Below are 24,036 nucleotides of genomic sequence, written 5' to 3'. Positions count from 1 at the left end.
TCTCCTTCTCTAGTTATTCTGTTTCTGTAATTCATCGATTTGTCTCTGCAGATTATTAATCTGTCTCTGAGTCTCAGCCTTCTCTGACTCACTTCCACTCAGACGAGCTTCATGCTCGATTTGCTGGTTCTGTAGCACTGCGATTTGTTCATCTCGCTTTGCTCTATCAGCTTCAGCCTTTGCGTTGGCAATCTTCATGTCTTGATTCAATTTCTCAATCGATTCTTGAGCTTGTCGTTGCTGCAACTGAAAACTTGAGATTGTCAAACTATCAGCACCAATCTCCAACTCAACCGATTGTGGATTGAGGATGTCAATTTCTTTAGAAATGATTTGAAGTTCTTCAATGCCTGAAAGTGGGGGATTTTCAACAGGATGGTAATTCCCAACCTCGAATTTTTCATACTCATCATCAATCAGATAGCGATCAACTGCAGACACCTTCCAATTGGCCAAAGCAACTTTTTGATCACGCAGATACTGCCATCCCCGAGCTTTCAAAATCCTTGGATCAGTGATTTCAGACCACTGCACAACTTTCCGGATAACTCCGAACTGCTTCATAAGCTCCTCATCATAAAGAGTCATGACATGCGTTGGATTTTCTAAATTTACAGATGAGATGTTGATTTGCGGCCGGATAATATCCGAGCTATTCCCATTCTCTGACTCTGGATCTTTATAATTCTCATCGTCTCCACCAATCGGCACAATCTGGGTCATCATGTCCTCAAGTGAGATGTTTCGACTGGCCGACTTGATATTTTTCCCTAGCTTAATCGGGGTCTTTTTATGCTCCCCGATTTCTTTCAGATAGTCGATGTAATTACCATCACGCTCCGCTCGCATAACGATATGACCGCCGAATTTATCCAGCAAACGGTTTTTGATAGTATCCCAAGCACTCTCGTAGGTTGTATACAGATACGGTCTGTCGGACTCATAAGGCATATTGACACGGCCAACTTTGAACTGTTTATGCTTCTCCACACGCTGATTATAGAACCATATAACGTGCTTTAGAAATTCGTCCGGACCTCGATTCCTCCGCTTTTCCCATGCCATGGTCATATCGTTCAGATAAGCAAGAGAACTCTCACAGATGATTTCTTGGCTAAATCCTCCTTGAGCAGTCATTGACCCGTTGATTTCAATGACACGTCCATAAAATTCGATTGTATTATCAAAGAGATTCTCCACACGAACTAAGCCTTTGATAACTTTCAACTTGGAGTAGTGAGGGTTATTCGTGGGAATCGTGAAAATGAACTCATCTGCTTCATTGACCCGCTTAGTAATTTTTCCGGACGAGAGCTTTTCGGATTTTGAGTAAGTAGGTTCATGTAAAACTTTTGGCTCTGGATCATCAATATCATGCCAGTAAATAACACGATAACCACCACTTCGATAAAGTCGATTATGTGCCTTTGTCCTCATACCATCTCCTCACTTCTAAAGTGGAAAGAAATGTGGCCATTTCCTTCGATTCTTAGCTTATTTACACCTGGAACAAGTTGAAAGGAGGTATCTGTCTTCGTTTCATTTTGAAAAGTCCAACTATCGCTATTTGCATCAATAACTTTAAAGTGGCCGTTTGCAACAATCTCCGGAGCAACAAAAGCCGACCCATGATTGAAAATCACAATATCACGAGTTCCATCGATATTCCATTTAGTAAAAGCTGACACATCGTCATCAAACGAGAAAGTATCCCACACATCGTCATAATACTTTTTCAAAGTGTATGCGAAAGGATAGCAGTTAAAGACCAGCGTCACGATGAAATTTCTCTTTCCTGGATCATGAACAACTTTTACAGATGCACACTTACCAACAAAAAAATGATTAGGAATCGCACTATCATACAACTTCTCTTCAAAGTTAGGCATGACCTCTTTTTTGATAAAACGCTCGACTGTCTTCCGATTGTCATAGTGTGTGTTTGGTAGTTTGAATTTGTAAGTTACTTCTCGATTTTGGAAAATCCGCTCACCAGTCAAAAAAGAAAAATCAAGGACACCCTGCAAAAAAGGAATGTCCTCAACGATTTCTTTCTCATCTGGGGTAGGTGCGTCACGATCGACCAGATACATACCCCAGCCTTTGGAGTTAAAAGCCCCAAACTCGATATATTCTTTAATTTCTAAGGCCGTAGTGACCGCCTCCCTTCCCTGCGTGTTTCTCGACCGATATATCCGTTCACTGCTGGTCCAATATGACCAACTAGCGCTCCGCTATCAATCATGACATTACCGCCAGCTTCAACTGCAGTGATTACGTCATCTAGTTTTTCAGTCGCTATCTCAAGTAAATCAGCGATATAAGTAGATTGACCTTCCTGTCTCGAAATGACTTCTTTCTTAGCATTTAGCTTGAAAGTCTCTGCTTGCACTCGACTAGTCAAAGAGTTGGCTGATGAATCCATAACATCAGAGATTTTGACATTAAAGCGATTCACCATGTCCTCGATGAAGTCCATCTTCTGAGCGATTTCTGGTGTCGCATTCTCGATACCTTGAGCAACCCCAAGACCAATCCACCAACCGACCTCATCACGGAATAGGTGAGATGGTGAATTAATTTTTGCCTTGGCTCTAGCCGCACGTTCTGCCTGAGCCACCAATTCGTTAGCGGCTGCAGTAACTGCAGGGAGTGCTTGTCGCATACCCTGTGCCAAACCTTGGCCGATAAAGTTACCTGCAGCAACCATAGCACCATGATGACTTCTAACTGCACTTACAGCTTGATTCATCATACTTTGAACTGCGGATACTAACTGCGCTCCTGTTGCACGCATAGCAGCAACCATTTGAGCTCCACCAGAGCGAACTGCAGAGACAGAATTGTTCATACCATTACGAACCGCATTTACAATCTGATTCATAGCTGACTGCATGGAGACAACCATACGCTGACCTGTTGAAGTAATCGAAGTCTGCATTTGAGCGCCACCGGCAATCACACTAGCAGCTGCCATCGTCATTGAACCAGCGACTGAGACTGCAAGCATAGCGAAAGCGGCACTCAAAGCAAATAACGCATCACTAGCTGAAGCTGATGAAGCGTTGATCACCATCAAAGATGAAGCCACACCGGCAACCATACCACTTAGAGCAGATAAAGCACCCGTTACTGATCCAATCGAACCAGTAAATGCAGATAGAGACCCTTGAGCGGCTGCTAAGGCCGTGGTAAGAATCGTCATACTCATGCCTAAAGCAGTAATCTGCATACCAACCATCGGAAAGACCATAGCAGCTGCCATCAAGCTAGTTGTAAAAGTGGTGAAAGACATTGCAACACTAGTCAAAATTGGTCCTAAAGAAGTAAACGATGCACCTAGCATGGTGATAGCTGGGCTAACAGAGGTAAGACTGGCAGATAAAGTTGGCAAAGTTGTAGATAACTGCGTCAACATAGTAGTGACAATAGCTCCGGACATTTGGATCATCATGAATCCCTGTCCAAGTTGCATCATGCCAGTCCCAACTGCAGTCAATCCAGCTGCATTCCCAGCTAGAGATGAAAGCCCCCCTGCAACTTCTGCAAAGATAGCACCAAGTCTCATAATGCCAACTCCGTTCAGTTTTTGAACACCATTTGCCAGCATATCGAAACCACGCCCCGCATTCAGAGCTGCATTCCCGATAGAGTCAAAGATACCTGCTACAGAATCCAAGACAGATGAAATACCATTCGACAAACTGTCAATAACCTTAGAAATTGCATCTGCAAAGGTTTCTATTCCTGGTTGGGCGGCATTCAAAGCAGCACCAAAGACAGCAACTCCTGCACCTGCTACCATCAAACCAACACCAAGAGCTATTGCCCCTACTGCTGCAACAACTGCTCCTGCACCAACTACTGCAAGCCCAGCACCTGCTACCATCAGACCTGCACCGGCGACAATAGCACCAACACCCATAACAACCAATCCTGCGCCTAAAGCAGCAATACCGACCGCTGCACTAGCCCCAAAGGCTGCAATTATAGGGAGATGGCCTGCAAGCATTGAGAGACCTGCGGTTGCTAAGAAGATACCTGCACCGATTAGAGCGACTGCTGCACCAAAGGCAATGATCCCCACTGCACCAGCAGTCAAAGCAGGACCAAGCAAAGCAAAAATCCCAGCAAGTGCTGCGATCCCTACTCCCATACCAACCAAAGCAATAGCTGCACCACTACCAGCGCTAGCCAATTGAATAGCTGACTGAACAAGCATGGAGATACCGAAGGCAGCCAAGGCGACACCAGCACCGACCATGAACATAGCCGCACCAAAAGCAAGCCATTGAGCAGGGTTAGCCATGGCAACAGCTTGGCCTAGACCACGAAATGCAGTGGCTAGACCTGTTCCGATTCCTTTAGCAGCAGTTGAGATAGCTGTACCAGCTTTACTGATTACAGTGCCTATTCCGTTAAAAATTGTCTTAATTACGTTAGCTATTCCTTGGAAGAACTTCGTAATCTTACTTGCTCCTCCTTTAGGAACTTTAGGTTCAGGAACTTCTGGCGGTTCTGACCAAGGCCACTTGGCAGGTTTCACCTTTTTGAAAAGTGATGAGAAAATATCTCCAATTTTCGTTTTAGCCAATCCACCTAATGCTTTTCCGACGGTTGCGATAACCGGCAGCATTCCAAGAAGTATAGATGGATCAATACCTTCTAAGGCTTTCTTTACAGAGTCAAAGGCTTTCCCTACAGCTTTTAAAGCACCATCAACCTTATTTCTAAAATCTTCACTTGTGTTATAAGCTGTGATGAACCAACCTACCAAAGCACCGATCGCAACAATAGCAATCGTGAAAGGATTTGCGGATAGAACCCAAGAAATGAGACTTAATGCTCCTGAAACAATTGAAGCCACTCCGGAAAGTGCTTTGAAAGCCCCAACAACTCCGAAGATTGCTCCAGCGACTCCTTGAATAACTCCTGGATCTAGTTTTCCTACAAAATCACCAATTCCGGATACTACATCAGAAACCGTCTTAGCAATTTCTCCTAGAGTAGTTCCGAAATCGGACCAATCACCCTTGCCGCTTAAAGCTGACATGATGTTACCTATTGCACCACCGACAGATTCAAGAGCGTCTGCCATAGCAGAAATAGCTCCAGTTTTACCGAAGTTATCAAAAAAGGCCTTTATTTTAGAACCGAAATCAACAATTCCATCAAAGACCCCCATAATCTTTTTAACTGCACCTTCAGAAAAAGTCTTTCTCAGACCTTCTTCAAGGGCAGGTCGTCCCTTTTCAATGAAAGTCCCAATCGCTTTGGGAAGATTCTGCATGACTCGACCGACCATCGGAATAAAGTTACCGAAAAGGAAAGTAGATGCGGTTTGTGCTAGCCCTTCAAGCGCTGGAGTAATATCCAACTCCTTACCAGTGATAGCTCCCATGGTATTTTCCCAAGCAGCCTTCATGGCCCCAAAAGAACCGCTCAAGGTTGTTCTAGCTTCTTCTGCTGCAACTCCTGCAATACCTAGGCTCTCTTGGACAGCGTGGATGGCTTCAGTGATATCTGCAAAGTTGCTGATGTCGAACTTCTTACCAGTTAACTCCTCGGCCGTCTTGAGCAATCGCTCCATTTCAGACTTAGTACCACCGAATCCGAGTTTTAGGTTATCAAGCATGGCATAGTTTCCACGGGCCAAAGATTGATAGGTTTGCTGGACCATACCGATATCAGTACCCATCTTAGCGGCGTTGTCCGCCATATCCGTAATGGCCATATCTGCCGCCTTAGCAGCTGCAACTGCATCCCCTCCAAGTGCTTGTTTCAGTGAAGCACCAAAGGAAACAGCTTGCTCTGCGTAGGTGTTAGCGGAAATACCAGCTTTATAGGCTGTTGCGGCGTAGCTTTTTGCTGCTGCCTCTGCACCACTATAAAGCGTATCGATACCACCGAATGACTGCTCGAGTTTGGCGCCTTCCTGGACTGCAGCACTACCAACACCAACAACCGTATTTTTAAGAGCGTTAAAGCCGCCAATTAAAGCACCGCTGACAAGATTAGCACCAAGAACCGACTTAAAGACAGAACCGACACTAGATCCTGAACTTTTCAATCCGTTCAAGCTAGCCTTTAGCTTATTTACACCGCTATTTGCATCTTTAGCATCGAAAAAAGCCTTAATTTTGACCATTCCATCAGCCATTTGTTAACCTCCTTCCCATGATTCTTCTTCCTCGTCCTCGATTTTTTGGTTTGGCAGAGCATACTCTTTTTTGCGTTTCAGCATCTCTCTCTTATACTCTTCTGTATCACCTTTTTGTGGCTTATATTTACGAGCCTGGATAACCTCCGATAGCTTAGTTCCTTCTGGTAAACCTGCCAGAAGTGCATTGAACTCTTTCCAATGAAGTTCCCCTTGGACTTTGAAAAGATTGATACCGTATGCCTGCATGAATGAAGCGAAGATATACTCGCCATCAAACCGAGCATTAAAGAACTTTTGTTCTGAACTACCAGTTGGACTTGTAGTCATGACATTTCCTGCCAAATCATACTCCACATCTTTGATAGATGATGGATTCAGATTGATATGCTCATCAAATATTTCCTCGAAAATCTCATAGACTTCCTCGATTGGCATTTCCTTGAAATGTTCCTCAAAAGCTTCAGATGACAACATTTTCAAAGCGACATGAGGCTTGATGTGACTAGGAATTTCATCATCTTCCCATAACTCAAAAATTTTAAGCACATTATCAAAAGAGAGGTCCAGACCATAGACATCCGGACCTATATAGAGCTTATCCTCTAACTTCCTTGATAAATCAAACTTCATATCATTTCTTTACTTCAAGATACTTAGAAAGTGCATCTTGATTATTGAGGCCTTCGTACTCTTCAAGGATTCCACGGATGGCCGCAATCAAGTAGAGAAAAGTATCGAGAGTTGTGCCATCAGAATAGTCATAAACCTTCTCAAAAGCTGCTTCATCAAACAAGTCAATCCAGTAACCCTTCACAATATCTTTCAAATCATCCAAAAATGATTCAGAGTATTCTTGCTCATTCAATCGCTCTTCATGTTCTTTTAGCTGCTTCTCAATTTTCGTCAAGTTCTTAATGCTTGCATCGTTCGCTTTGAACTCTAGCTTGAAATCCTCAAAATCAACAGGAATGACATTATTACGCTTTTTAATTACAACCATTTCAAATTACTCCTTACCTAAAAAGAAAAAGAGGGCAAGAAACCCTCTTCACAAAAAACTATTATTCAGTAACTCCAGCCACGGGGCTATCTGTCACCACATCAGAAACAATTGGCTTGCTGATCCATACCACTTTAAAAGCAATAGTTTCAAGTTCAGTCGCTTCACCGTCTCCGATTTCAATTTCAGAAAGACGAGCAAGTCCCATTTTTTGGACTTTACCGTTGGCACTAACTTCTTTGTACCAAACCAGCAGGTCATCACCGATTTCATACTCTTTGCTTGCTACATAATCTTGAGCAGCATCACCGTAGTGGCGGTGGCCTTCGAATGACCGACCCAATTTCTTGGATGTCACAATCTCATCTGGAGTGCCGTCACCATCGAAGTAGCCAGAATCATCTGTCTCTTCGTCATTTTCTGGTGCTGATTCTTTGATTCCTTTTGCAATCCATAACCATGCGTCAGTTTCAGGGGCTTTTGTCTGATCAGTTGGATCAACTGGCGCTAGAAAATGTTTACGTAGGGCATTTTTAATTTTCATTTGAGTTATTCCTTTCAATTTCAATAGTCGCTGTCACATCGAGAAGATAGACATAGAATCCCTGGTCGTCCAGATCATTCAAAGATGGAGTCTCAACAGATAGACTCAAAAACGTATAAGAGCCATTTCCGCTCGGGATTTCAATGTTTAGCGCTGACAAGGCACTATTAATCTTCCACAAAATAGAGTTATTCAAAGACTGGTCTTGAGATTTAATGGCAATCTCAAATGGTAGCTGAACCGTTTGAGTTCCTGCTAAATCTTCCTCCAAAACTCGACCACCCGGCAAAGCATAAATAACCAAATCTTTGAACTCATTCAGGTAATCAAGTCTGGTTTTAATCGGCAAACCAAGGTCGTCAATAACCTTTTTAAGCTGTTCGATAAAATCAATATTATTCATCAATTCCCATTCCTTTCAGAGCTGCTTCCTCCCAATCCTTCATATGTTTTCTAGCTGCTTTTTGATCCCACCGAGTACCAGTTCCACGTTTCCGCTTGTTGTTCAACAACCTGTCTTTATTCGCAAAGAAGTACCTGCGTTGTTTCTTAGAAAAGAATCCTTTTCGTTTTTTACCATAAAACTGGATTCGAGCATAAGTCGAGTGCCAAACCACTGTATCAACTCTTGCATAAGATTTTTCCCGTAATTCCCCACTTTGAATGGGAACATACTGGTTCATATCCATAAGCATTTGACTAGTCATAGCAATCTGCCCACGTCGCACAGCTTGCGGACCTACTTTTTTCTCTAGTTTTTTGATGTCGATGTCAACTTTAATGTCAACCATCAAACCACCTCCAACTCATAGCACAGAACCTTTTTAGTAAAAGGATGACGTTGAATCAAGAGAGATTTGACAGTGAATTCAGTTCCATCTGACACATCAACGACTTTAGCGTCTAAGATACTCTTATCGATGTCCACTTTTACGAACTGTGGATAAATCAGCACTACAGAACTCTGTTTATCTTCAGTTCGGTTGTTTTGCGAACCTCTAAAAGAGTAAGTCCGGTCAAATTTGACAGGATGTAAGAAAATAGGTTCGTCATATTGAGGTTTGCCCCATTGATCATCACCGCTTTTCTTTTGAATAGTAACTGTGTCTTTCAACATTCGCTTATCTATCATAATTCACCATCCTTGCCCCAAATCCTGCCTGTTCTAGCCAGTTTAAAGCGTCAAGCGATAAATTATACTGGCGACCTCTTGAAGCGCCCTGTGAGCCATTCTGATAGCTTACAGAGGTTCGCCCAATTGTCATGCTTGCAAGTGATGTCTTATCTTCTGCACTCATGATGCCGGAACTATCTAAATAAGCGATTTGATGAGCCACTGCGTGCTTAACTGCTCGCTTTCGTGGTTCAAAGTCAGTTTCAAAATTCACCTGGTCATAAAAGAAATTGATAAATAGATCGATTGAAGAACTAGCACGCTTGAGAAGTTTCTCAAAGGCATTGCTATCAATTTCATCAAAACCTAAATCAAGAAATTCATCTAAAGTTAAGTAAGCCATTTTCTCCTCCAATCAAAAAGAGGATGGCTATTCACCGTCCTCTTGCTTTTTCTTTGATTTCTTTTCAACAGCTTCAAAGTAAGGACCATTGGCCTTCTTATTTAGCCGGTCAGTTTCTGCTTTGGTTAGGCTGACTACTTGACCACCAAAATAGTCTGTAATCTTCCCTTTTCGGTCTACGCTGACATTTTTAAGTACTAGATATTCCATCTATCACTCCGTTTCTGTTAAAACTGCAGAAGAATAGTCAGCTAAACGCTTATTGACTTCTTCCGCTCGCTTTTTAGTCATATCGACTACTTCCCCAACCTCGTGAAGTTTGTTTAAGTCAGTGTCGTAGTAAGTGAAATTCACTCGAAATTTAGCCATTTAGACCTCCTTATGCGCTAGGGGCTAACTTAGCCTTTAGAATGGCTTTTTTGTTTGCTTCCGGAATGTATTTACCGTACTTAGAAGCCCCCTGGATTGCTACACCGTAGAAGTCGTCTGCGTCAATTGTACGGACGATGGAAAAACCAACTCCGACAACTCCAACATTGTCAGCTACAAAGTAAGCCTGCTCCCCAGTTTGGAAGTATTCATCTGGAGTTTCAGCAAGAACAAAGCCTTTAAATTTATAGAGAGTCTGTTCATCAACATTTGCAGCAGATTTCTTCGCTGTAGTTGCCAACTTGGAATCAATCAAGAAATTAAAGACATCCGCATTGACATATGCCACCCAAACAATATCCGTTTTAATCTTGTTATTAACGAATTTTTTATGGGCTTCCGCAAAAAGTTTTGTGACCCCTTCTTCTGTCAAAGCACCAGTCAAAGTTTCGCTTGCAGCTTCAGAGATAGCTTTTCCTAACAGACCATTGATGTACTCAGTAGTTGCTAGAGCATTTAATTCTAAACGTTCTGCCACAACTTGATCCGCAACATCATTGACAGTGACATTGTCGACTCCTTCGTGAATGGAGATAGGTTTTTCATAAGGAACTTGAGTATCTACAGACTTAATTTCTGTACGCTCCCCAAAGCGACTTGATGAACCTGTGCCAGAACCAAAAGCAACATTTGAATCAGTAGAGTAAGTTTTTAAAACTGCTTCAGTAGAGTTTGTTTTGATGTACATCATAGTATCAGCGTCTGAAACTCCATCGAAGGTTTGAATTTTTCCGCCAAAAGAACGAATGAAATGAGAACGGGTATCAAAGATACGAGAAAAAATCATCTGATATTGTTTTGTAAAAACTTTTGTTGCCATAAAATCCTCCTGTTGTTAATACTTATCGGCAATAGCTGTAAAAGCGTCATTAGTTTCTGATGGATCCGCTGGCGGATTCCCACCAACTGAAAATTTAGGATTTGGCTGCCCTTCCTGACTTTGAAAAAGATACGGACTGGACTCTTTTAGTGATTTGATGGTTTCATCAAGAACTGGCTTACCATCCTCTCCAAGTTCAATCTTTTCCAAATCGATGAACTTCATCAAATCATCTGAATTATGAGCGCCAACGTCCTTCAAAGCCAGTTGGACAGCGCTAGTTTTGGTTAGCTGAGCCAGCTTCGTCTCACTTTCAGTCTTATACTGCTCAAATTGAGCTTGTAGATCAGCAAGTTCTTGCTTACTCTCCTCACTAGCCCCTTCTTTGGCTTGTAAATCCTTGATAGCTTGATTTTGCTGCTCAAGTTGCTGCTTCAATGTGTCGTTTTCTGCCTGTACTTCTGACTTCGCCTGCGCTTTTGCGTTTTCAATCCCTGCACCGTACGCTTGCATGAGACTATCAAGCACAGATTTATCTTCAATACCTGCATTAACCAACATTTCACGATTAAGACTCATGTCTTAACTCCTTGTTTTACGTCACGGGGGACAGAAATACAGAAAGTTTTACGACATTTCCAGGTCAGTTAGTTTCTCTTTTAGCCATTTTGGCCAATTTTCTTCTTTGACGGATTTCCTCTTTAGCTGCAGACAGTGGATCATTGTAGTATTCTTCACGCTTGCTGTCACGATAAAGAAAATCATGCTGATCCACTAAATCATCAAGTGCAGTCGTCTGCCGCCTTAGCTTATTGACAAACCTTGAGTGAAATTTTTCATTGGCCAATTTTTCAGCAACGTGAATCTGCTCTTTGGTGAATCGGATAGACCGCTCTAAGGCTCGTTGTTTAGCTTGGATATTGGCATTTTCCATGGCCTGTTCTGGAGTCAAACCTTTTAAGTCGTAGTCAATATCAGGTAATTTATTAGCCCCTGGAATAAAGGGAATCATATTGTGACCGCAGTTGATACCAAGGCAACCGCCTGGCTTTCCGTAGTCGTAGTCACTCAAAGCGTGAATTTCGATACCATGCTCCGTTCTAGCACTTCCAGTCGTAACAACCTTATTTTGAATTGGAGCGCAGTTTTTCCTTGCAGCTGCTTTGATTGAATAGTAAAAGGTATCAATCCCCAATTCTAGAGCTGGCCTTGTCCTCATTTCGTTATTAACCCGATTGACTGTAGTTCGGATGATTGTCCGAGCGTATGAATCGGCACGTTGCCATCTTCCACCTCGATCTGTGAAACCATAGAATCCTTTTGCGTGCCATTTGATGATGGTGTCATCAAGCGCTGTGTCCTCTGTGGCTATCCCGATAACGACCTTTCCCACGGTTTCCTCAATGATGGATTTATAAACCTTCTGAACGCTAATCGGTAGCGTGGTGTTGATTAGGTTATCCATATCACTAACTGCTTGATTAGAATAGCCGTTCAGTAGCTCCATGACATGGCCTCCTGGAGGCTTCTCACCAAGGTAGGTGTAGGTATCCTCGTAGACCTGATAGCCTTCATTCTCGATGATGTAGCGGATTTGTTCCTCTGCAATTCCAGAATACTCTGCCATCGTTCTGATATTCGCTTCATTAAGCAACTCCATGTCCGCCATCTTTTCCAATTGCCACAGGTAAGGCTGCTCATAGAGATAATGACTGCCACGGGATTTCAAGCGATCGATAATGTTATCAAACAACTCATTTGATAGCTGATGATAAAGATCCGCAACGTTTCCAGCCATCATCATGAGTTGCTGGTCATTGTACTTAATCGGTTTCTTATGTCCCATGGTTATTCACCGTAGATGTCTACATCATCTTGAGACCTTGAGCGATTCGCTTCGTCAATTGTTCCTTGGTTGATTTCTGCTTGAATCTTCTTAGCATCCTCTTCAGTTACATTCAAGGTTTTCTCAATCGCCATAGACTGAGGAGCAAAACCTGCTGTAACCATCTTGATCCAGTAATCGAGTTCCGCATTTCTATCAGTAAAGACCCCATCGTCTAAGTTGATACTGATTGTGTCCATCTCTGGAATAGCACCAGAATAGATGTTTGAAGCCTTGGCCAATTCAAGAATCGAAATAATCAACTCTTTCAAAGACTGCTCAACCAGTGCAACGATTGAGTTCCGCATTTGATAAGTGTCCGAGTTCTCACTAACGATTTCCGTAGCGGTCTTCATACTCTGGCCATCAAAAGTGAACATTCCTGCAGATACTCCAATTTGCATTTCAAAGAGCGAAAGCCCTTCATTGATAGCCTTGATGTAGTCATCTGCTCGGATTGGAGTAGTGAGGTCGGTAATCTTGATACCTTCATCAAGTCCACTTTCAAACTGCTCATAGACATTGTGGCCAGCTTCAAATTGACGTCTGGTTGTAATCAATTCCCCACTCTGACTGTATTCCGTTTTAATCATTTGAGATGGAACTGCAACCCTACGCTGCCCCATCTTGACCTCCCACATGAACTCGTCATAGGTGGTATTTAGGAAATCAATCGTAGTCTTGGCATTATCAAAAATAGATAGACCTAGCGGACTATTGATGTCCTTATTATTCATTCCTGGGGGCTTAAGATAGGTGAAAAGCGGTCTACTTAAACCAGTTAAGGTGACAGTCTCTTCCAAATCCTCGTACAAAGTAGCAAGCGGTACACGAGAACCCACCTTATCAGAACTATCCGACTTGTAGAGTTCATTAGTAACTACATAGCCATCTGAAGAATTCCACTCATGGAACTCAATCAACGTGTAATACTTGTTCTTTTGATTCTCTGCTTTGACTGTCTTGGTGACGATTGCAGCACTTGAAATGTCCTGTGTATTCGACTGGAGAGGTAAGAAAACAGGGGCTTGAATGAATGATACACGCACCCTATCACCGTCAACGTAAGGACGCATAGCAAGCCCTCCCAAGGCAAGACAGCTTTCAAGATAGCGTTCAAAATTTTTAACAAATCGGTCATTTTGTAACTGCTCCTGGATAAATTTATTTGCGACTTCATCAACAAGTGTGATTTCTGCCTGCTCATTAAAGACTAAGCTGGCAATCTTCTTCGAAGCAGTTCGGCCAATTGGTAAGTGATTGAAATCCCTCTTTTGCTTAGTACCGTTACTGTCTCGATACTCAACAGCAGGATACTTGCCAGAAAAGTATTTGATATTGTCTTTAATTCGCTGATATTCATCCGCAGATATTGCGATTTTAGGGTGGTCTGTAATACTAGATAGATTTTGGTTTGTCATTACATACTGACTCCTTTTAAAAAGATTTTTGATCGATTGGAGCAGTCCCATGTCTCCTCCTTTCTAGGCTTTAAGTTCTAAGGCTCTAGCATTGTCCAGAACAAAGTATTTGAATTCATCGACCGTGTGATCGTCCTCTTTGATGACTTTTGGATCATCAGTATTCAAGGTCTTTTCATCGTATCGGTACATCTTATGCTCTTCTACAAAGATTTGATTGGCAGGGATATCCAGATAATAGAATCGACCCTCTGCCAAAAGACTGATAACCATATCAATCATGGTCTGATTTTTCTTCTTAGCGACTGGATGCCAGCGTTCTCCGTAGTCCTTGAAATACTGATTTCGCAACGCACCCTCTGCACTATCTATTGTCATTTTCAACTTTGGCACTCGATACTCTTTCAGAACCTCGTCCAAGAAATCATGGACCATCACGGTTAACTCACTAGGTGCTTTCTTGACTGCCTGACCTGCTGGACTGTAGTAGAAAGTATCTAGCAAGATAACATTGCCCTTGGCAGTCAATCCATAAGCGCCGCAAGCAGTAGCTGATTGCTGATGTCCTGTATCAAGTGCAAAAGAAATGCCGATGACTTTATCATCGGTCGGTAGTGATTCAAGCCTTTTGAAATAATTCATGTTGTAGACATGATTTCCAAGACCTACGATTTCGCCAAGATACATCCAGCGGTAATAATCTGGGTCAGTTTCCTTATAGCGAGCTATTTTGCTCTTCATATCTTCAGATAAAAAACCAAGCTCATCATCAAGATAGGTGCTGTGGTGGATTAGATAGGTTGGATCACTAGCTTTTTCAGCCACCCAATCATTTATCCAGTCATAAGGATTGCGAGGGGGATTGTAGCTAAAGTAGACTCTGACTTGCTTTCCATCTGGTAGCTTTTGACGAATGAATGTATCCTCAACCACGTCAATATCTTCTCGCCCTGCAAACTCCGCTAACTCCTCAAACCATAGAGCGTGAACATAGCCTTTTGAAATCTTTTGGGATTTCAATTTCATAGGATCATCAACACCGTAGAAATAAAATGCCGTCCCTGTTTTCTTATGAGTGATTTTTAGTGGAGATGTACCATAAGTAAAAAGATGGGAAACTCCCATTTCATAAATTGCCCACTTAATCTGCTCATAGACAGACATACGAAGATACTTACCGACCTTCCGGAGAACAACCACATTAGCTAAAGGATCACTCAAGAAATCATTAACTAGCTTAATTGAAATCACAGATGACTTTGTAGATCCACGTCCGCCTTTTAAGACAACGTGGCTTTTTTCAGTAAAGAGCGTTTCGTCAAATGTTGGGTTAATCAGATTCGCTAGATTCATCAGTGCCATCTAAAACCTTGTTCCTTTCAAATGTAAATCCTGTGATAGTTGACTCATCTTCTTCAGTCTGTGGAAGTTTAGACTTGAGCAATTCAATCTCAGCTTGAAGTTTTTCGTTTTGAATTTCTGAACCAATGCCGGCCATTGCATTCATCCCCTCAATTGAAGCGAGAAAAGCGTTAGAGTTAGCCTGCCGTACACCTTCCATCTGTATATCTGATTTAGCCTGCTCTTTTAACCATTCATATTCATCAAAAGCCTGTGAAGCAGACCACAGTGCCATCTTCGAATTCTTCTGCTTTATTTCCAGAAATAACTCTCGATACCTTGTCTGCACCTTGTCGCTTTTCCATAATCTAGAAGCACGCTCGTCGACTGTTTTATCCTTCCATCTAGCAGACTGTTTGAAAGTATTCCGATACGCTTCACGTTGCGACTGACCAGCGACTAAGAATGCCACAAAATCATCTATCTGCTTATCTGTAATCTTAGCCATTCATCACATCACTCCTCCCTGTTTCTATCAAAAATGAATCCTGTCACTTCTTCTTCGTCAGAATCCGGACGACCTTCAGATAAAGCAACTCTCTTCTGCTCATTAGCCAACTCAATCGACTCAACTCGTCTACGCTGCTCTTTCCTATCAAGCGAGTCCTTCGTCTCGAGATTAGTCAACTTAGCAATCTGCTCGAATGCTTTTATATTGCCTTTTAAAGCCTTCTGAAAAATAACCATTGCCAAAGCCATCTCATTAGTGGACTCAAATCCCATGTCCTCAAGCTGTTTCTTAACGCTAGGATTAGCCACGTCAGCCTGCAAGATAATCTCAAATGCTTTCTTTAAATCAGCCTTTTTTCTCCTCGCTCGACCTGAAGCAAGTCCTGCTTTTCTTGCATTTTCTCGGCGTTCGCTCGGAGTTCGTGCTGAATTCGGAATAAGATTCTTTTCATTACCCACCGAACAAACCGCCTCTATTTAATTTTTAGCTAACCTTGACTGCCTTTCCACCAGTCAAATCTTCCCAACGTTTGATGGTTCTTTCTACGTAGAGCGGATCCAACTCCATAGCAAAGCAGGTCCTCTCTGTCTGTTCACAGACCATCAAAGTAGATCCTCCACCATTAAAACTATCAAGCACCTTGTCGCCCTTCTTACTTGAGTTTAAAATACACCTGGCAATCAACTTGAGAGGTTTCATGGTTGGGTGAATATCATTTCTAACTGGCTTATCCTCAAAGAAAACGGTAGACAGACTTTCTTCTTGCATCGTTTTGATATAAGAGATAAGCTCGCTCTTCGTCATCTCCTTTAGGCTATCCTCATCTTCCTCAATAACAGTAGCAAGCGCTCGATTATCAACGAAGTAATGTGGACCGCCTTCTTTCCAACCATACAAGCAAGGTTCATGTTTCCATTGATAGTCCTGACGACCTAACACAATGGAATTCTTAACCCATACGAGATTCTGCTTTAAGAGCCAACCAGTTTCTTTGACTGCAGCCCTAAAATTAAGACCTTCCGAATCCGCATGCCAAACATAAAAGACCCCTCCTGGTTTCAGAAATTCATCTGCAACCTTGAAAGAGTCTTTTAAGAATTGACGGAAACTAGCGTCATCCATGCTATCGTTAAGAATAGTCATGGCTTCCTCTGTTCCGCCTTCGTAAGCTACGTTGTACGGTGGATCAGTGACGTACAAATCAATCTCATGCCCTTCAATTAAGACAGACATATCATCAAGATTGGTACTATCACCACACATTAAGCGATGGCGGCCAAGCTGATAGACGTCACCAAGTGAAACAAACTCTGCTTCAGTTTTCTCTACATCATCACCATCTGCAATCTCTGAGTCTGTTTCTTCTGAAATATCATCTAGCGAGTAATCAGACTCATCAAAACCAAATAAAGTCATGTCTAAATCAGCTATACCCGACATTTCATCAAACAAAAGCTCCAAATCCCATTGAGCGATTTCAGATGTCTTGTTATCAGCAAGCCTGAACGCTTTTATTTGTTCTTCTGACAAATCATCAGCCACAATAACCGGAACAGATTCCATATTGAGTTTTTGAGCTGCTTTATAGCGAGTGTGGCCATTGATGATTTCACCGTCACCATCTACTACAATCGGAACTTTAAAGCCAAATTCTCTAATGGATTCAGCGACTGGATCCACGGCCTCATCATTGATTCTGGGATTCCCGGGATAAGGTCTAATCTCCTCTAGTTTCTTTTGTACAATCTGCATGATTCTCTCCACCAAAAAAAGACCTTCCGGCCTTCTTCTGGGTTAATTAGTCGTTCTTTGTTTTGACACTTGTCGTGCCAAAAGGAGAGTGTGGGATTCGAACCCACGGGACGCCAATCCAGCGACCGCCTGCATAGCAAACAGGTGCAATCATCCATCTCTGCCAACTCTCCAAATTAGGAAGGCAGGAATCGAACCTGCGACTTATTGATGAAAATCAATGGCTCTTCCACTGAGCTACTTCCCAACCGATTTGCAATCGGAAAAAAACACACCGAAAAATAAAATAGGAGACACTTATCACCGCTTCTGCTCAACTGGTGATAATACTAGTTTAGCACTTTAAAAACCTAGAAACACACCGAGAAACTACCTGAAAACAACCAAGAAACCGCCAAATTATGCAACTTCAACAAGTGAAGAATTTCTATACTGCTCTGCAAAAGACAGCAAAGCTATCTCGAGTTCTCTTCGATATTGCGTCTCTGAAATATTAGTCAAGTCACAAAACGCAACGACTTTGAGCCGTTCTCTTGGATTTACCATGTACCTTTCAAATAGCAATCTTCGGTGCAACGGATCTAAAATCCTGCTCACTGCACTTTCTATAGCGTCCAACTCCGCCTCCGCATCCACTCGATTGATTGCCAATTTCTCTACTGGTTTATTTGGCTGGCTGTGTTTTGATCTTGGCATAAATTTGTATTCTTGAGTGACTTTCTGGCCACCAGCGTCACTTGCAATACGACGACATTTCAGATACTCATTCAGTTTACGGTCCGCATTTCCGACTGTCTTCTTAACATCAATTTCTGGAAAAAAAGCCATCAGCCACTCCTTTTGGTATAATTATAGTGTGTAAAGGTTTCCCAGCTACTTTAGGAGTGGCTGGCTTTTTTTATTTTCCAATCAAACCTAACTCTAACAGCTTACTGGCAATATCTCTGACATAGTGTTCAGCCGTCTTCTCACTCAGTAGGCTATACTTCTCGTAAAGTTTTATGAAGAATTTGACAGTATACTCATAACCTTTCAATTCATTCAACCAAACTGAAATAAATCTATATTTCGTACTCGGTCTCGATAAGCTAACCGTCACATAAGTGTGATTCGTATAAACTTTGTCTGCCCACAATGTCAGGATCAGCCTGTTCTTTCCGCCAGGGAATTTGGTGCTCTTTTTGATATTAACCATCTTCGAGATCCTCTCCGCATTCAAGAAGGATATTTCTCAGTACCATATGTGCATCCAAGAGAGTATCAAATGTACCATCTGGATTTCCAACCATGTATTCAAAATCATCTTCACAAGCATTAACAATCTTATCTATTCTGTTATAGACTTTCTTAATTTCTTCAGTTTTCATCACTCCACCTCCAGTGCAAATCTACCATCATAAAACTCTGAAGCGGGTCTTACAAATACATTCCCAGTTGAAATTGATTGATATACGACTCCTGGTATCATGTCCTTTTCAATAATTGCTGTGAATAAAACTTTATAAATTTTTCCTGATTTTAAATGTCTGTATCTCACCACTCTACCTCCTCAACTTCAAACATCGGGTTATCAAACACACCTTCAAAACCTGCGTCAATTAGTTCTTGTTTGGTGAATTCATATTGTAATTCTTCTTCGTGACGGTCAACCGTAAATCGGAAGGCATCTAGCCATGTGCTTAGGTATTGCTTTGTCTCTTTTAGTAAAACCCGATACTTCTTCTTCTTCTCCTTCTCAACCTCCACAGCTTCTGGGCCGTAAGCAATTAGGGTTGCTAGAGCGTGTTGGTTTTCTAGGTGATTTTCTCCATAAAGCCAATCATACATACCCTCTAGTGTATCTATATCACTTAACCAATTTGAAATTTTCCAGTCTGCTCTTTCATTTTCGTGCTCCTCCCACCAATCCATCACCACCTGCGGTACTTTTGGTTTTGGTGGGAGGTTGACGACGTTGTTTTCTAACTCTTTACGAGACAGCCAATAACTAATTCCACCTAAATCGGGAACAGATAGACAATAAGGCACATTGTCTTTACTTATTCCTTGAACTTCCATTTGTACCATCACCTTGTCCCCAACTTTGTATTTTAGTTTTTCTGTCATAGCGTAATCTCCCTCAAACTAGTCGAACTAGGGCAACCAATATTTTCCTTAGCCCACTCAACAGCCAACTTTTCACTTTTAAATCTTGCTCTGTAAGGTGTTGAATCAGAATTATAGTTTCTATACTCTTCCCAACGCAACTCCCAAACTGTAGCTCTTTTCCGTGCTTTCTCAATCGCTCTATGTCTTCGTTTAGCTGTCATTCTGTTCCCTCCTTATCTTTTCTTTCGACTTCTAATCGACAAGTATAAGTTACGTTATCTATATCTAAATCAAAACTTTCAGAAAACATCTTTTGTCTTGGATTTTTCGGGTTCTCAATTTTCTTACACAGAGTCTTGAACATACCCGTCAGAAAATCTATAATCAGACGTTCAGTTACGAACACTTCTTTAGTCATTTCAACCCTCCATTGATAATTGCAACTACTTCGTCAAGTGGTAGATATGAACGCATAGGAGTGTTGTCACCTATTAGATAAATATTTGTTTTAAAGTCTCCTGTGCTAGATGGTGTTATAGCACTAACCGCAGAAATATTTATCCAACCTGTATCAATATTTACTAATTTCATACTATCCTCCTAATTTACCAAGCTCTGCTTCAACTTTTTCTTTTTCACGATTAAGGTTTTCGATTCTTCGGGCTTTTACAGCGGCCTGGATAACTGGCAAGGACTCAATATCATCTAATCTACTAGAATTTTTCTTAGCCTCTTTCCGATATTTTTCAAAACCATTAGACCAATCCCACTCATCCCAGCCAAAAGCTCTTATAAAACTTTTTTTATAATATTCTACTTGATTATCAAGTCGCTTTAAATTGACATAGAACATTAGATATAAATAAATGTTTAACAATATACAAATCAGACTTAAAACTACTACTGCAAAAACTAACCAATTCATCTTCTATCCTCCCACTCCATTCTTCACTTCCACACGCTCCTTGATTTCCTCTGGCATATCAGCTCCGAGAACTGCTTTATCATAAGTTTCTTTCTTCACCAAGAAAGTCCCGTAGCCAGAGATAGTCAGCGTGTACTTACCGTCTTTATCCTGCTTGTCGACTACTTTTCCGACAGTCAGCCCAGTATACGACTGCCTAAGTTGGACTTGGCTCATCTCTAGCCGCTCTACTTTCTGCTCCAGCTCGTGTAACTGGATTCCAAAATGAAGCACAATTACGAAAACGAACATTGTCATGATCCACACACCGAACAAAGCGGTTTCTTTGATAGTTTCTTCTCGTTCAGTCATTCAATCGTCCTCCTCGTCATCTTCAAACATCACTGTAGAACATTCGTGACAAAGTCCTACGAACCCTCCTCCTGGTCCGCAAATTATCCCAGTAGCCACAATTTCTTTTTTCTCGTTTACAAAATCGACATAGTCCAATCATTCACTTCTCCTTATTATTTTTAGCAAACAGTAGGGTAATAGCTATCCCTATAAAGAAACTATCCCAAAAATCGAACTCTGCACCAAACTTCGTCATCGTAGCAAGATACAAATATATGAAACCAATAACATTAGATAGATTCATTCACTTCCCCTTTTCAACACATACTGCGGAACCGTCTCCCCAATTTCAAAACAGTGGTACTCATAAGGACTTACAAAAATCCATTCACCATCAATCAAAAACTGATACATTCCAAGTCTAGCGTCGCAACGCTTATCCTCGATTCTCAGTTCCTTAAATCTATTCGTCATCCAGCTCCACCAACCTCATATCATAATTCGTGTGCCGTCTCTGCTTCATGTACAACTTTGCTGCTTCTTTGCGTGAAAAGCGGTATACATTTCGTAATTCACCTTTCAGCCAAAGCTGGACCGCAAATTTAGGTTTTTCCAAGGTCTACAACCTCCATTTCTAATCTGTATTTTCCTGAAATGCCACTCAGACCGCCGTATTGAAAAGTCATGTACTTAATCACCTCATGATTGTCGTCCGTCCAAACCTTGGCATCGGTCAGTCCATCAACCAAGGCTTTAATAGTTGGATAAAAATTTGGTGGATCCATCCGTCTCTTCGTTGGTGAAAATACCGTGATAATTAACCCACAGGGGCGCTTTTTGTCAAAGGTGGTAGTTTTACTCTTTCTGCCTTCTATCGCTCCAATATGGCGTAGAAATTTGGTGATTTTAGCCTTCTGCGTCCAATGCGGTCGGTCGTTGGCATTCAGCATCTCTTTTTGTTTCTTAGTGTTTGAGAGTATAAATTCAAATTTCATCAATCGTGAACATTAAACATTTTCTCGTAATCATCCCTCTCGCCTTTTTTTACCATTGGAGAGCAAGCTCTGTAGTAATAACCATCCTCATCGATTTCTCCTCTGATTCCAGTGGCCCAAGAAAGGAAAAGGCATTCGCCACACTCCGGACAAAAAATACGGTTAAAATGTTCAGGCGCTTTCAGTCTTTTAACTTCCCCGCAAAACGGACATTGCAAATCAACATCAACGAGTTCTTTTTGAGGTTTTGAATCTCTGTCAGCAAATCGTCGCTGTTCTAGTCTTTCCGTAAAATTATCGGGTATATTTAGATGGACCTCACGGCTAGATTCGTTTGTGCCACCCTCTTTTTCATCGACCTCTTCTTCGTCAGCGCTACGCATATCCTCAAGCACTTCGTCAGATCCCGTAACAAGTTGGTAGGCTTTGAAAAGAGTAGGAAAGTCCAGCTCTCCAATTTTTTCCAAATGTAACTTTATATCGTCTTGCTCTAAAACTAATTTCACTTTTATTCTCCTCGTAAACTTTAAAACGGCAAATCATCATCTGAAATGTCCATCGGATTTGTTTGCTGTGGCCCGAAAGGTTGATTATAGCCTTGGTTTGAACCTTGCTGGAAGTTACCTGATTGATTACCATAACTTTGCTGGTTAGGAGATTGAGGGGTTTGGAAGCCGCTTTGGTTGCCTGGAGCCTGGAAACCGCCCTGATTCTGATATTGCCCTTGGTTTTGCTGTTGTCCTTGGTTATAACCTTGATTATTATTTTCTTGATTTTTACGACTCTCTAAAATGTGAAATTGACTAGCGATGACTTCGGTTACAAATACACGTTGCCCTTGATCATTTTCATAGCTCCTAGTTTGAATCCTACCCACAACACCAATCAGATGACCTTTATCTGTCCAGTTGGCCAAATTTTCAGCGTTCTGTCTCCAAATCACACAATTAATAAAATCCGCTTCACGCTCCCCAGCCTCATTCTTACTCATACGATTAACTGCTAAAGTGAAGGTTGCTACCGCAGTATTTGAAGGCGTGTATCTTAATTCCGGCTTCCTGACCAAGCGACCAACAAGAGTAACATTATTAATCATCTTCTTCCTCCAAAACATACACATCTATAACTTTAATTTTGGTTGCAGAAAAGTCCTCTTTTATTTTATACGCAGCTTCGATAGCAGCCATAAACTGGTTTGACTGTTTAACCTCTAAACCAAAACTGACAGTAGTATCAAATCTGGCCATTTCACCACTAACGTAATAATTCATAAAATCCATTTTACCCCCCTAGAAAATTCCATTTGATCCAAGTGATAGCTCGGTTTGAGTTTTTCCTTGGTACAACACTTCAAACTGGACTCCGTTGGCTTCTAGCCAATCTTTAAATTCTTTTGCTTGAACTTTACCTTGAGGAAATGTCAGTCTCAAATCATAGCTTACTGGAGATCCCTGTTCAAAGATTAGTTTTGGAGTTTGGACAGCCTGTACCGCTTCTTCTAAGATTTCACCTGTATCTGTATCAATGGCTTTAATTGACTCTTGAGCCTGCTCCTTTGCCATCTTTTCAATCTCAGCTTTACGTTCAGCTTCTGCCTGCTCTTTCGCCGCCCTTTGTTCTTTACGCAAGACCTCAGCGTCTCGATCTGCCTTCATGATACTAAGAACATCTACTAGGGATTGGCCGTTTTCTAAATGTCTCAAGTAGCTTTCTGCTGGCAATTCGTATTCTTGTGCCTGGTCTTCAATAGCCTGTTTATTTGCTTTATATTCTTCCAGTGCGTCGAATTCTGCAAGTACCAAAGAATCAATTTCTGCGAGAGTAGTTTTTTTCAACTCAATCTTTCCAGCTTTGAAATATTTCTTTAAGCTGTAGCCTTCATACTTATCAGCAAATGTGTCTTTTTCAAGACCTGCGACCATTGCTCTATCTTCAAAGACTGAACGAACATGATCCACGCGCATCATCTTTTCATGTTCATCAATTGCTTTTAGACCTTCTGAAATCTGATTGATAACCTGGTCTAGTGGATCAACCATCTTTCGATAGCGTTTTTCAAATTCTTTGTATGGATTAGTAATGGTGTCTTTAATTTCTTTCCGCCGCTGTTCCAAGCTTTCCTTTAGCTTATTCAGCCGTGTCCGCTCATCGTAATCAACTTTATAAGTTGCTGCAGTCACTTCGTAATTCTCGTACTGAGAAACAACCTCTGCAAGTTGTTTCTCAACGAGTTCATAATCAACCGAAATTGTAGCCGGTACAAAATCGACATCAATTTTTGTCAGCATTGAATTTGTTACGTCTTTTACCAT

Annotated in this window: 35 protein-coding genes and 2 tRNA genes; all 37 read right to left on the bottom strand. The window is 41.6% G+C overall.

Going from position 1 to position 24,036, the window contains the following annotated elements; translation table 11 throughout:
* Positions 1-9 precede the first annotated feature (9 nt).
* Positions 10-1,437, bottom strand: coding sequence for a phage tail spike protein (locus ACXM1Q_RS00390; protein ID WP_458515355.1), 1,428 nt, complete (start codon positions 1,435-1,437; stop codon positions 10-12).
* Positions 1,434-2,093 carry a phage tail protein gene (locus tag ACXM1Q_RS00385; protein WP_458515354.1) on the bottom strand — a complete coding sequence of 220 codons (660 nt, stop codon included), beginning with the start codon at positions 2,091-2,093 and terminating at the stop codon, positions 1,434-1,436. Before ACXM1Q_RS00385 ends, ACXM1Q_RS00390 begins: the two co-directional genes overlap by 4 nt.
* A gap of 50 nt (positions 2,094-2,143) precedes the next feature.
* Complete coding sequence (locus ACXM1Q_RS00380; protein WP_458515353.1) at positions 2,144-6,160, bottom strand: hypothetical protein; 4,017 nt, start codon at positions 6,158-6,160, stop codon at positions 2,144-2,146.
* 3 nt (positions 6,161-6,163) lie between these two features.
* Positions 6,164-6,793: a Gp15 family bacteriophage protein gene (locus tag ACXM1Q_RS00375; protein ID WP_458515352.1), complete on the bottom strand. Its 630-nt coding sequence runs from the start codon at positions 6,791-6,793 to the stop codon at positions 6,164-6,166.
* 1 nt (position 6,794) lies between these two features.
* Positions 6,795-7,163 carry a hypothetical protein gene (locus ACXM1Q_RS00370; protein WP_458515351.1) on the bottom strand — a complete coding sequence of 123 codons (369 nt, stop codon included), beginning with the start codon at positions 7,161-7,163 and terminating at the stop codon, positions 6,795-6,797.
* 61 nt (positions 7,164-7,224) lie between these two features.
* Complete coding sequence (locus ACXM1Q_RS00365; protein WP_458515350.1) at positions 7,225-7,707, bottom strand: phage tail tube protein; 483 nt, start codon at positions 7,705-7,707, stop codon at positions 7,225-7,227.
* Positions 7,697-8,110 (bottom strand): minor capsid protein, encoded by a 414-nt coding sequence (locus ACXM1Q_RS00360; protein ID WP_458515349.1) that lies wholly within the window; start codon positions 8,108-8,110, stop codon positions 7,697-7,699. The genes ACXM1Q_RS00365 and ACXM1Q_RS00360 overlap by 11 nt, the downstream gene beginning before the upstream one ends.
* Positions 8,103-8,498: a minor capsid protein gene (locus ACXM1Q_RS00355; RefSeq protein ID WP_458515348.1), complete on the bottom strand. Its 396-nt coding sequence runs from the start codon at positions 8,496-8,498 to the stop codon at positions 8,103-8,105. The genes ACXM1Q_RS00360 and ACXM1Q_RS00355 overlap by 8 nt, the downstream gene beginning before the upstream one ends.
* Positions 8,498-8,839 (bottom strand): putative minor capsid protein, encoded by a 342-nt coding sequence (locus ACXM1Q_RS00350; RefSeq protein WP_458515347.1) that lies wholly within the window; start codon positions 8,837-8,839, stop codon positions 8,498-8,500. Before ACXM1Q_RS00350 ends, ACXM1Q_RS00355 begins: the two co-directional genes overlap by 1 nt.
* Positions 8,829-9,224, bottom strand: a complete 396-nt coding sequence (locus ACXM1Q_RS00345; RefSeq protein WP_458515346.1) for a head-tail connector protein — start codon at positions 9,222-9,224, stop codon at positions 8,829-8,831. Before ACXM1Q_RS00345 ends, ACXM1Q_RS00350 begins: the two co-directional genes overlap by 11 nt.
* 27 nt (positions 9,225-9,251) lie before the next feature.
* Positions 9,252-9,434 (bottom strand): hypothetical protein, encoded by a 183-nt coding sequence (locus tag ACXM1Q_RS00340; protein WP_458515345.1) that lies wholly within the window; start codon positions 9,432-9,434, stop codon positions 9,252-9,254.
* A gap of 3 nt (positions 9,435-9,437) precedes the next feature.
* Positions 9,438-9,593: a hypothetical protein gene (locus tag ACXM1Q_RS00335; protein ID WP_458515344.1), complete on the bottom strand. Its 156-nt coding sequence runs from the start codon at positions 9,591-9,593 to the stop codon at positions 9,438-9,440.
* A 10-nt stretch (positions 9,594-9,603) separates the two neighbouring features.
* Positions 9,604-10,473 carry a capsid protein gene (locus tag ACXM1Q_RS00330; RefSeq protein WP_458515343.1) on the bottom strand — a complete coding sequence of 290 codons (870 nt, stop codon included), beginning with the start codon at positions 10,471-10,473 and terminating at the stop codon, positions 9,604-9,606.
* A gap of 15 nt (positions 10,474-10,488) precedes the next feature.
* A complete protein-coding gene (locus tag ACXM1Q_RS00325) occupies positions 10,489-11,052 on the bottom strand; it encodes a phage scaffolding protein (RefSeq protein WP_458515342.1) in 564 nt (187 codons plus the stop codon).
* Between the two features lie 64 nt (positions 11,053-11,116).
* A complete protein-coding gene (locus ACXM1Q_RS00320) occupies positions 11,117-12,319 on the bottom strand; it encodes a phage minor capsid protein (RefSeq protein WP_458515341.1) in 1,203 nt (400 codons plus the stop codon).
* A gap of 2 nt (positions 12,320-12,321) precedes the next feature.
* Positions 12,322-13,830, bottom strand: coding sequence for a phage portal protein (locus ACXM1Q_RS00315; protein WP_458515340.1), 1,509 nt, complete (start codon positions 13,828-13,830; stop codon positions 12,322-12,324).
* 12 nt (positions 13,831-13,842) lie between these two features.
* Positions 13,843-15,141 carry a PBSX family phage terminase large subunit gene (locus ACXM1Q_RS00310; RefSeq protein ID WP_458515339.1) on the bottom strand — a complete coding sequence of 433 codons (1,299 nt, stop codon included), beginning with the start codon at positions 15,139-15,141 and terminating at the stop codon, positions 13,843-13,845.
* A complete protein-coding gene (locus ACXM1Q_RS00305; RefSeq protein WP_458515338.1) occupies positions 15,110-15,628 on the bottom strand; it encodes a terminase small subunit in 519 nt (172 codons plus the stop codon). The genes ACXM1Q_RS00310 and ACXM1Q_RS00305 overlap by 32 nt, the downstream gene beginning before the upstream one ends.
* 8 nt (positions 15,629-15,636) lie before the next feature.
* Complete coding sequence (locus tag ACXM1Q_RS00300) at positions 15,637-16,089, bottom strand: stress-induced protein (protein WP_458515337.1); 453 nt, start codon at positions 16,087-16,089, stop codon at positions 15,637-15,639.
* 25 nt (positions 16,090-16,114) lie between these two features.
* A complete protein-coding gene (locus ACXM1Q_RS00295) occupies positions 16,115-17,383 on the bottom strand; it encodes a DNA modification methylase (RefSeq protein WP_458515336.1) in 1,269 nt (422 codons plus the stop codon).
* Between the two features lie 82 nt (positions 17,384-17,465).
* A tRNA-Ser gene (locus ACXM1Q_RS00290) sits at positions 17,466-17,556 on the bottom strand.
* 3 nt (positions 17,557-17,559) lie between these two features.
* A tRNA-OTHER gene (locus ACXM1Q_RS00285) sits at positions 17,560-17,630 on the bottom strand.
* 152 nt (positions 17,631-17,782) lie between these two features.
* Positions 17,783-18,211, bottom strand: a complete 429-nt coding sequence (locus tag ACXM1Q_RS00280) for an ArpU family phage packaging/lysis transcriptional regulator (protein WP_458515335.1) — start codon at positions 18,209-18,211, stop codon at positions 17,783-17,785.
* 359 nt (positions 18,212-18,570) lie between these two features.
* A complete protein-coding gene (locus tag ACXM1Q_RS00275; protein ID WP_458515334.1) occupies positions 18,571-18,750 on the bottom strand; it encodes a hypothetical protein in 180 nt (59 codons plus the stop codon).
* Positions 18,750-18,920 carry a DUF1653 domain-containing protein gene (locus ACXM1Q_RS00270; protein ID WP_458515333.1) on the bottom strand — a complete coding sequence of 57 codons (171 nt, stop codon included), beginning with the start codon at positions 18,918-18,920 and terminating at the stop codon, positions 18,750-18,752. Before ACXM1Q_RS00270 ends, ACXM1Q_RS00275 begins: the two co-directional genes overlap by 1 nt.
* Positions 18,917-19,489: a DUF1642 domain-containing protein gene (locus ACXM1Q_RS00265; RefSeq protein ID WP_458515332.1), complete on the bottom strand. Its 573-nt coding sequence runs from the start codon at positions 19,487-19,489 to the stop codon at positions 18,917-18,919. The genes ACXM1Q_RS00270 and ACXM1Q_RS00265 overlap by 4 nt, the downstream gene beginning before the upstream one ends.
* A complete protein-coding gene (locus ACXM1Q_RS00260) occupies positions 19,486-19,692 on the bottom strand; it encodes a hypothetical protein (RefSeq protein WP_458515331.1) in 207 nt (68 codons plus the stop codon). The genes ACXM1Q_RS00265 and ACXM1Q_RS00260 overlap by 4 nt, the downstream gene beginning before the upstream one ends.
* Positions 19,689-19,889, bottom strand: coding sequence for a hypothetical protein (locus tag ACXM1Q_RS00255; RefSeq protein ID WP_458515330.1), 201 nt, complete (start codon positions 19,887-19,889; stop codon positions 19,689-19,691). The genes ACXM1Q_RS00260 and ACXM1Q_RS00255 overlap by 4 nt, the downstream gene beginning before the upstream one ends.
* Positions 19,886-20,062, bottom strand: a complete 177-nt coding sequence (locus ACXM1Q_RS00250) for a hypothetical protein (protein WP_458515329.1) — start codon at positions 20,060-20,062, stop codon at positions 19,886-19,888. Before ACXM1Q_RS00250 ends, ACXM1Q_RS00255 begins: the two co-directional genes overlap by 4 nt.
* A 1-nt stretch (position 20,063) precedes the next feature.
* Positions 20,064-20,396: a hypothetical protein gene (locus ACXM1Q_RS00245; protein ID WP_458515328.1), complete on the bottom strand. Its 333-nt coding sequence runs from the start codon at positions 20,394-20,396 to the stop codon at positions 20,064-20,066.
* Between the two features lie 3 nt (positions 20,397-20,399).
* Positions 20,400-20,747, bottom strand: coding sequence for a DUF1372 family protein (locus ACXM1Q_RS00240; RefSeq protein WP_458515327.1), 348 nt, complete (start codon positions 20,745-20,747; stop codon positions 20,400-20,402).
* A gap of 282 nt (positions 20,748-21,029) precedes the next feature.
* A complete protein-coding gene (locus ACXM1Q_RS00235) occupies positions 21,030-21,203 on the bottom strand; it encodes a hypothetical protein (protein WP_458515326.1) in 174 nt (57 codons plus the stop codon).
* A gap of 128 nt (positions 21,204-21,331) precedes the next feature.
* On the bottom strand, positions 21,332-21,514 hold the full coding sequence (locus tag ACXM1Q_RS00230; protein WP_458515325.1) for a hypothetical protein: 183 nt from the start codon (positions 21,512-21,514) through the stop codon (positions 21,332-21,334).
* A 209-nt stretch (positions 21,515-21,723) separates the two neighbouring features.
* Entirely contained in the window at positions 21,724-22,230 is a 507-nt protein-coding gene (locus ACXM1Q_RS00225; protein ID WP_458515324.1) for a hypothetical protein, read from the bottom strand.
* Between the two features lie 20 nt (positions 22,231-22,250).
* A complete protein-coding gene (ssb, locus tag ACXM1Q_RS00220; RefSeq protein WP_458515323.1) occupies positions 22,251-22,820 on the bottom strand; it encodes a single-stranded DNA-binding protein in 570 nt (189 codons plus the stop codon).
* Complete coding sequence (locus tag ACXM1Q_RS00215; RefSeq protein WP_458515322.1) at positions 22,813-23,004, bottom strand: hypothetical protein; 192 nt, start codon at positions 23,002-23,004, stop codon at positions 22,813-22,815. The genes ssb and ACXM1Q_RS00215 overlap by 8 nt, the downstream gene beginning before the upstream one ends.
* 9 nt (positions 23,005-23,013) lie before the next feature.
* A complete protein-coding gene (locus ACXM1Q_RS00210; protein WP_458515321.1) occupies positions 23,014-24,036 on the bottom strand; it encodes a DUF1351 domain-containing protein in 1,023 nt (340 codons plus the stop codon).

The sequence above is a fragment of the Streptococcus sp. 10F2 genome (genome assembly GCF_054331515.2).
Note: the sequence above shows the minus strand (reverse complement) of the source record. Positions and strands in the feature narration are given on the sequence as shown.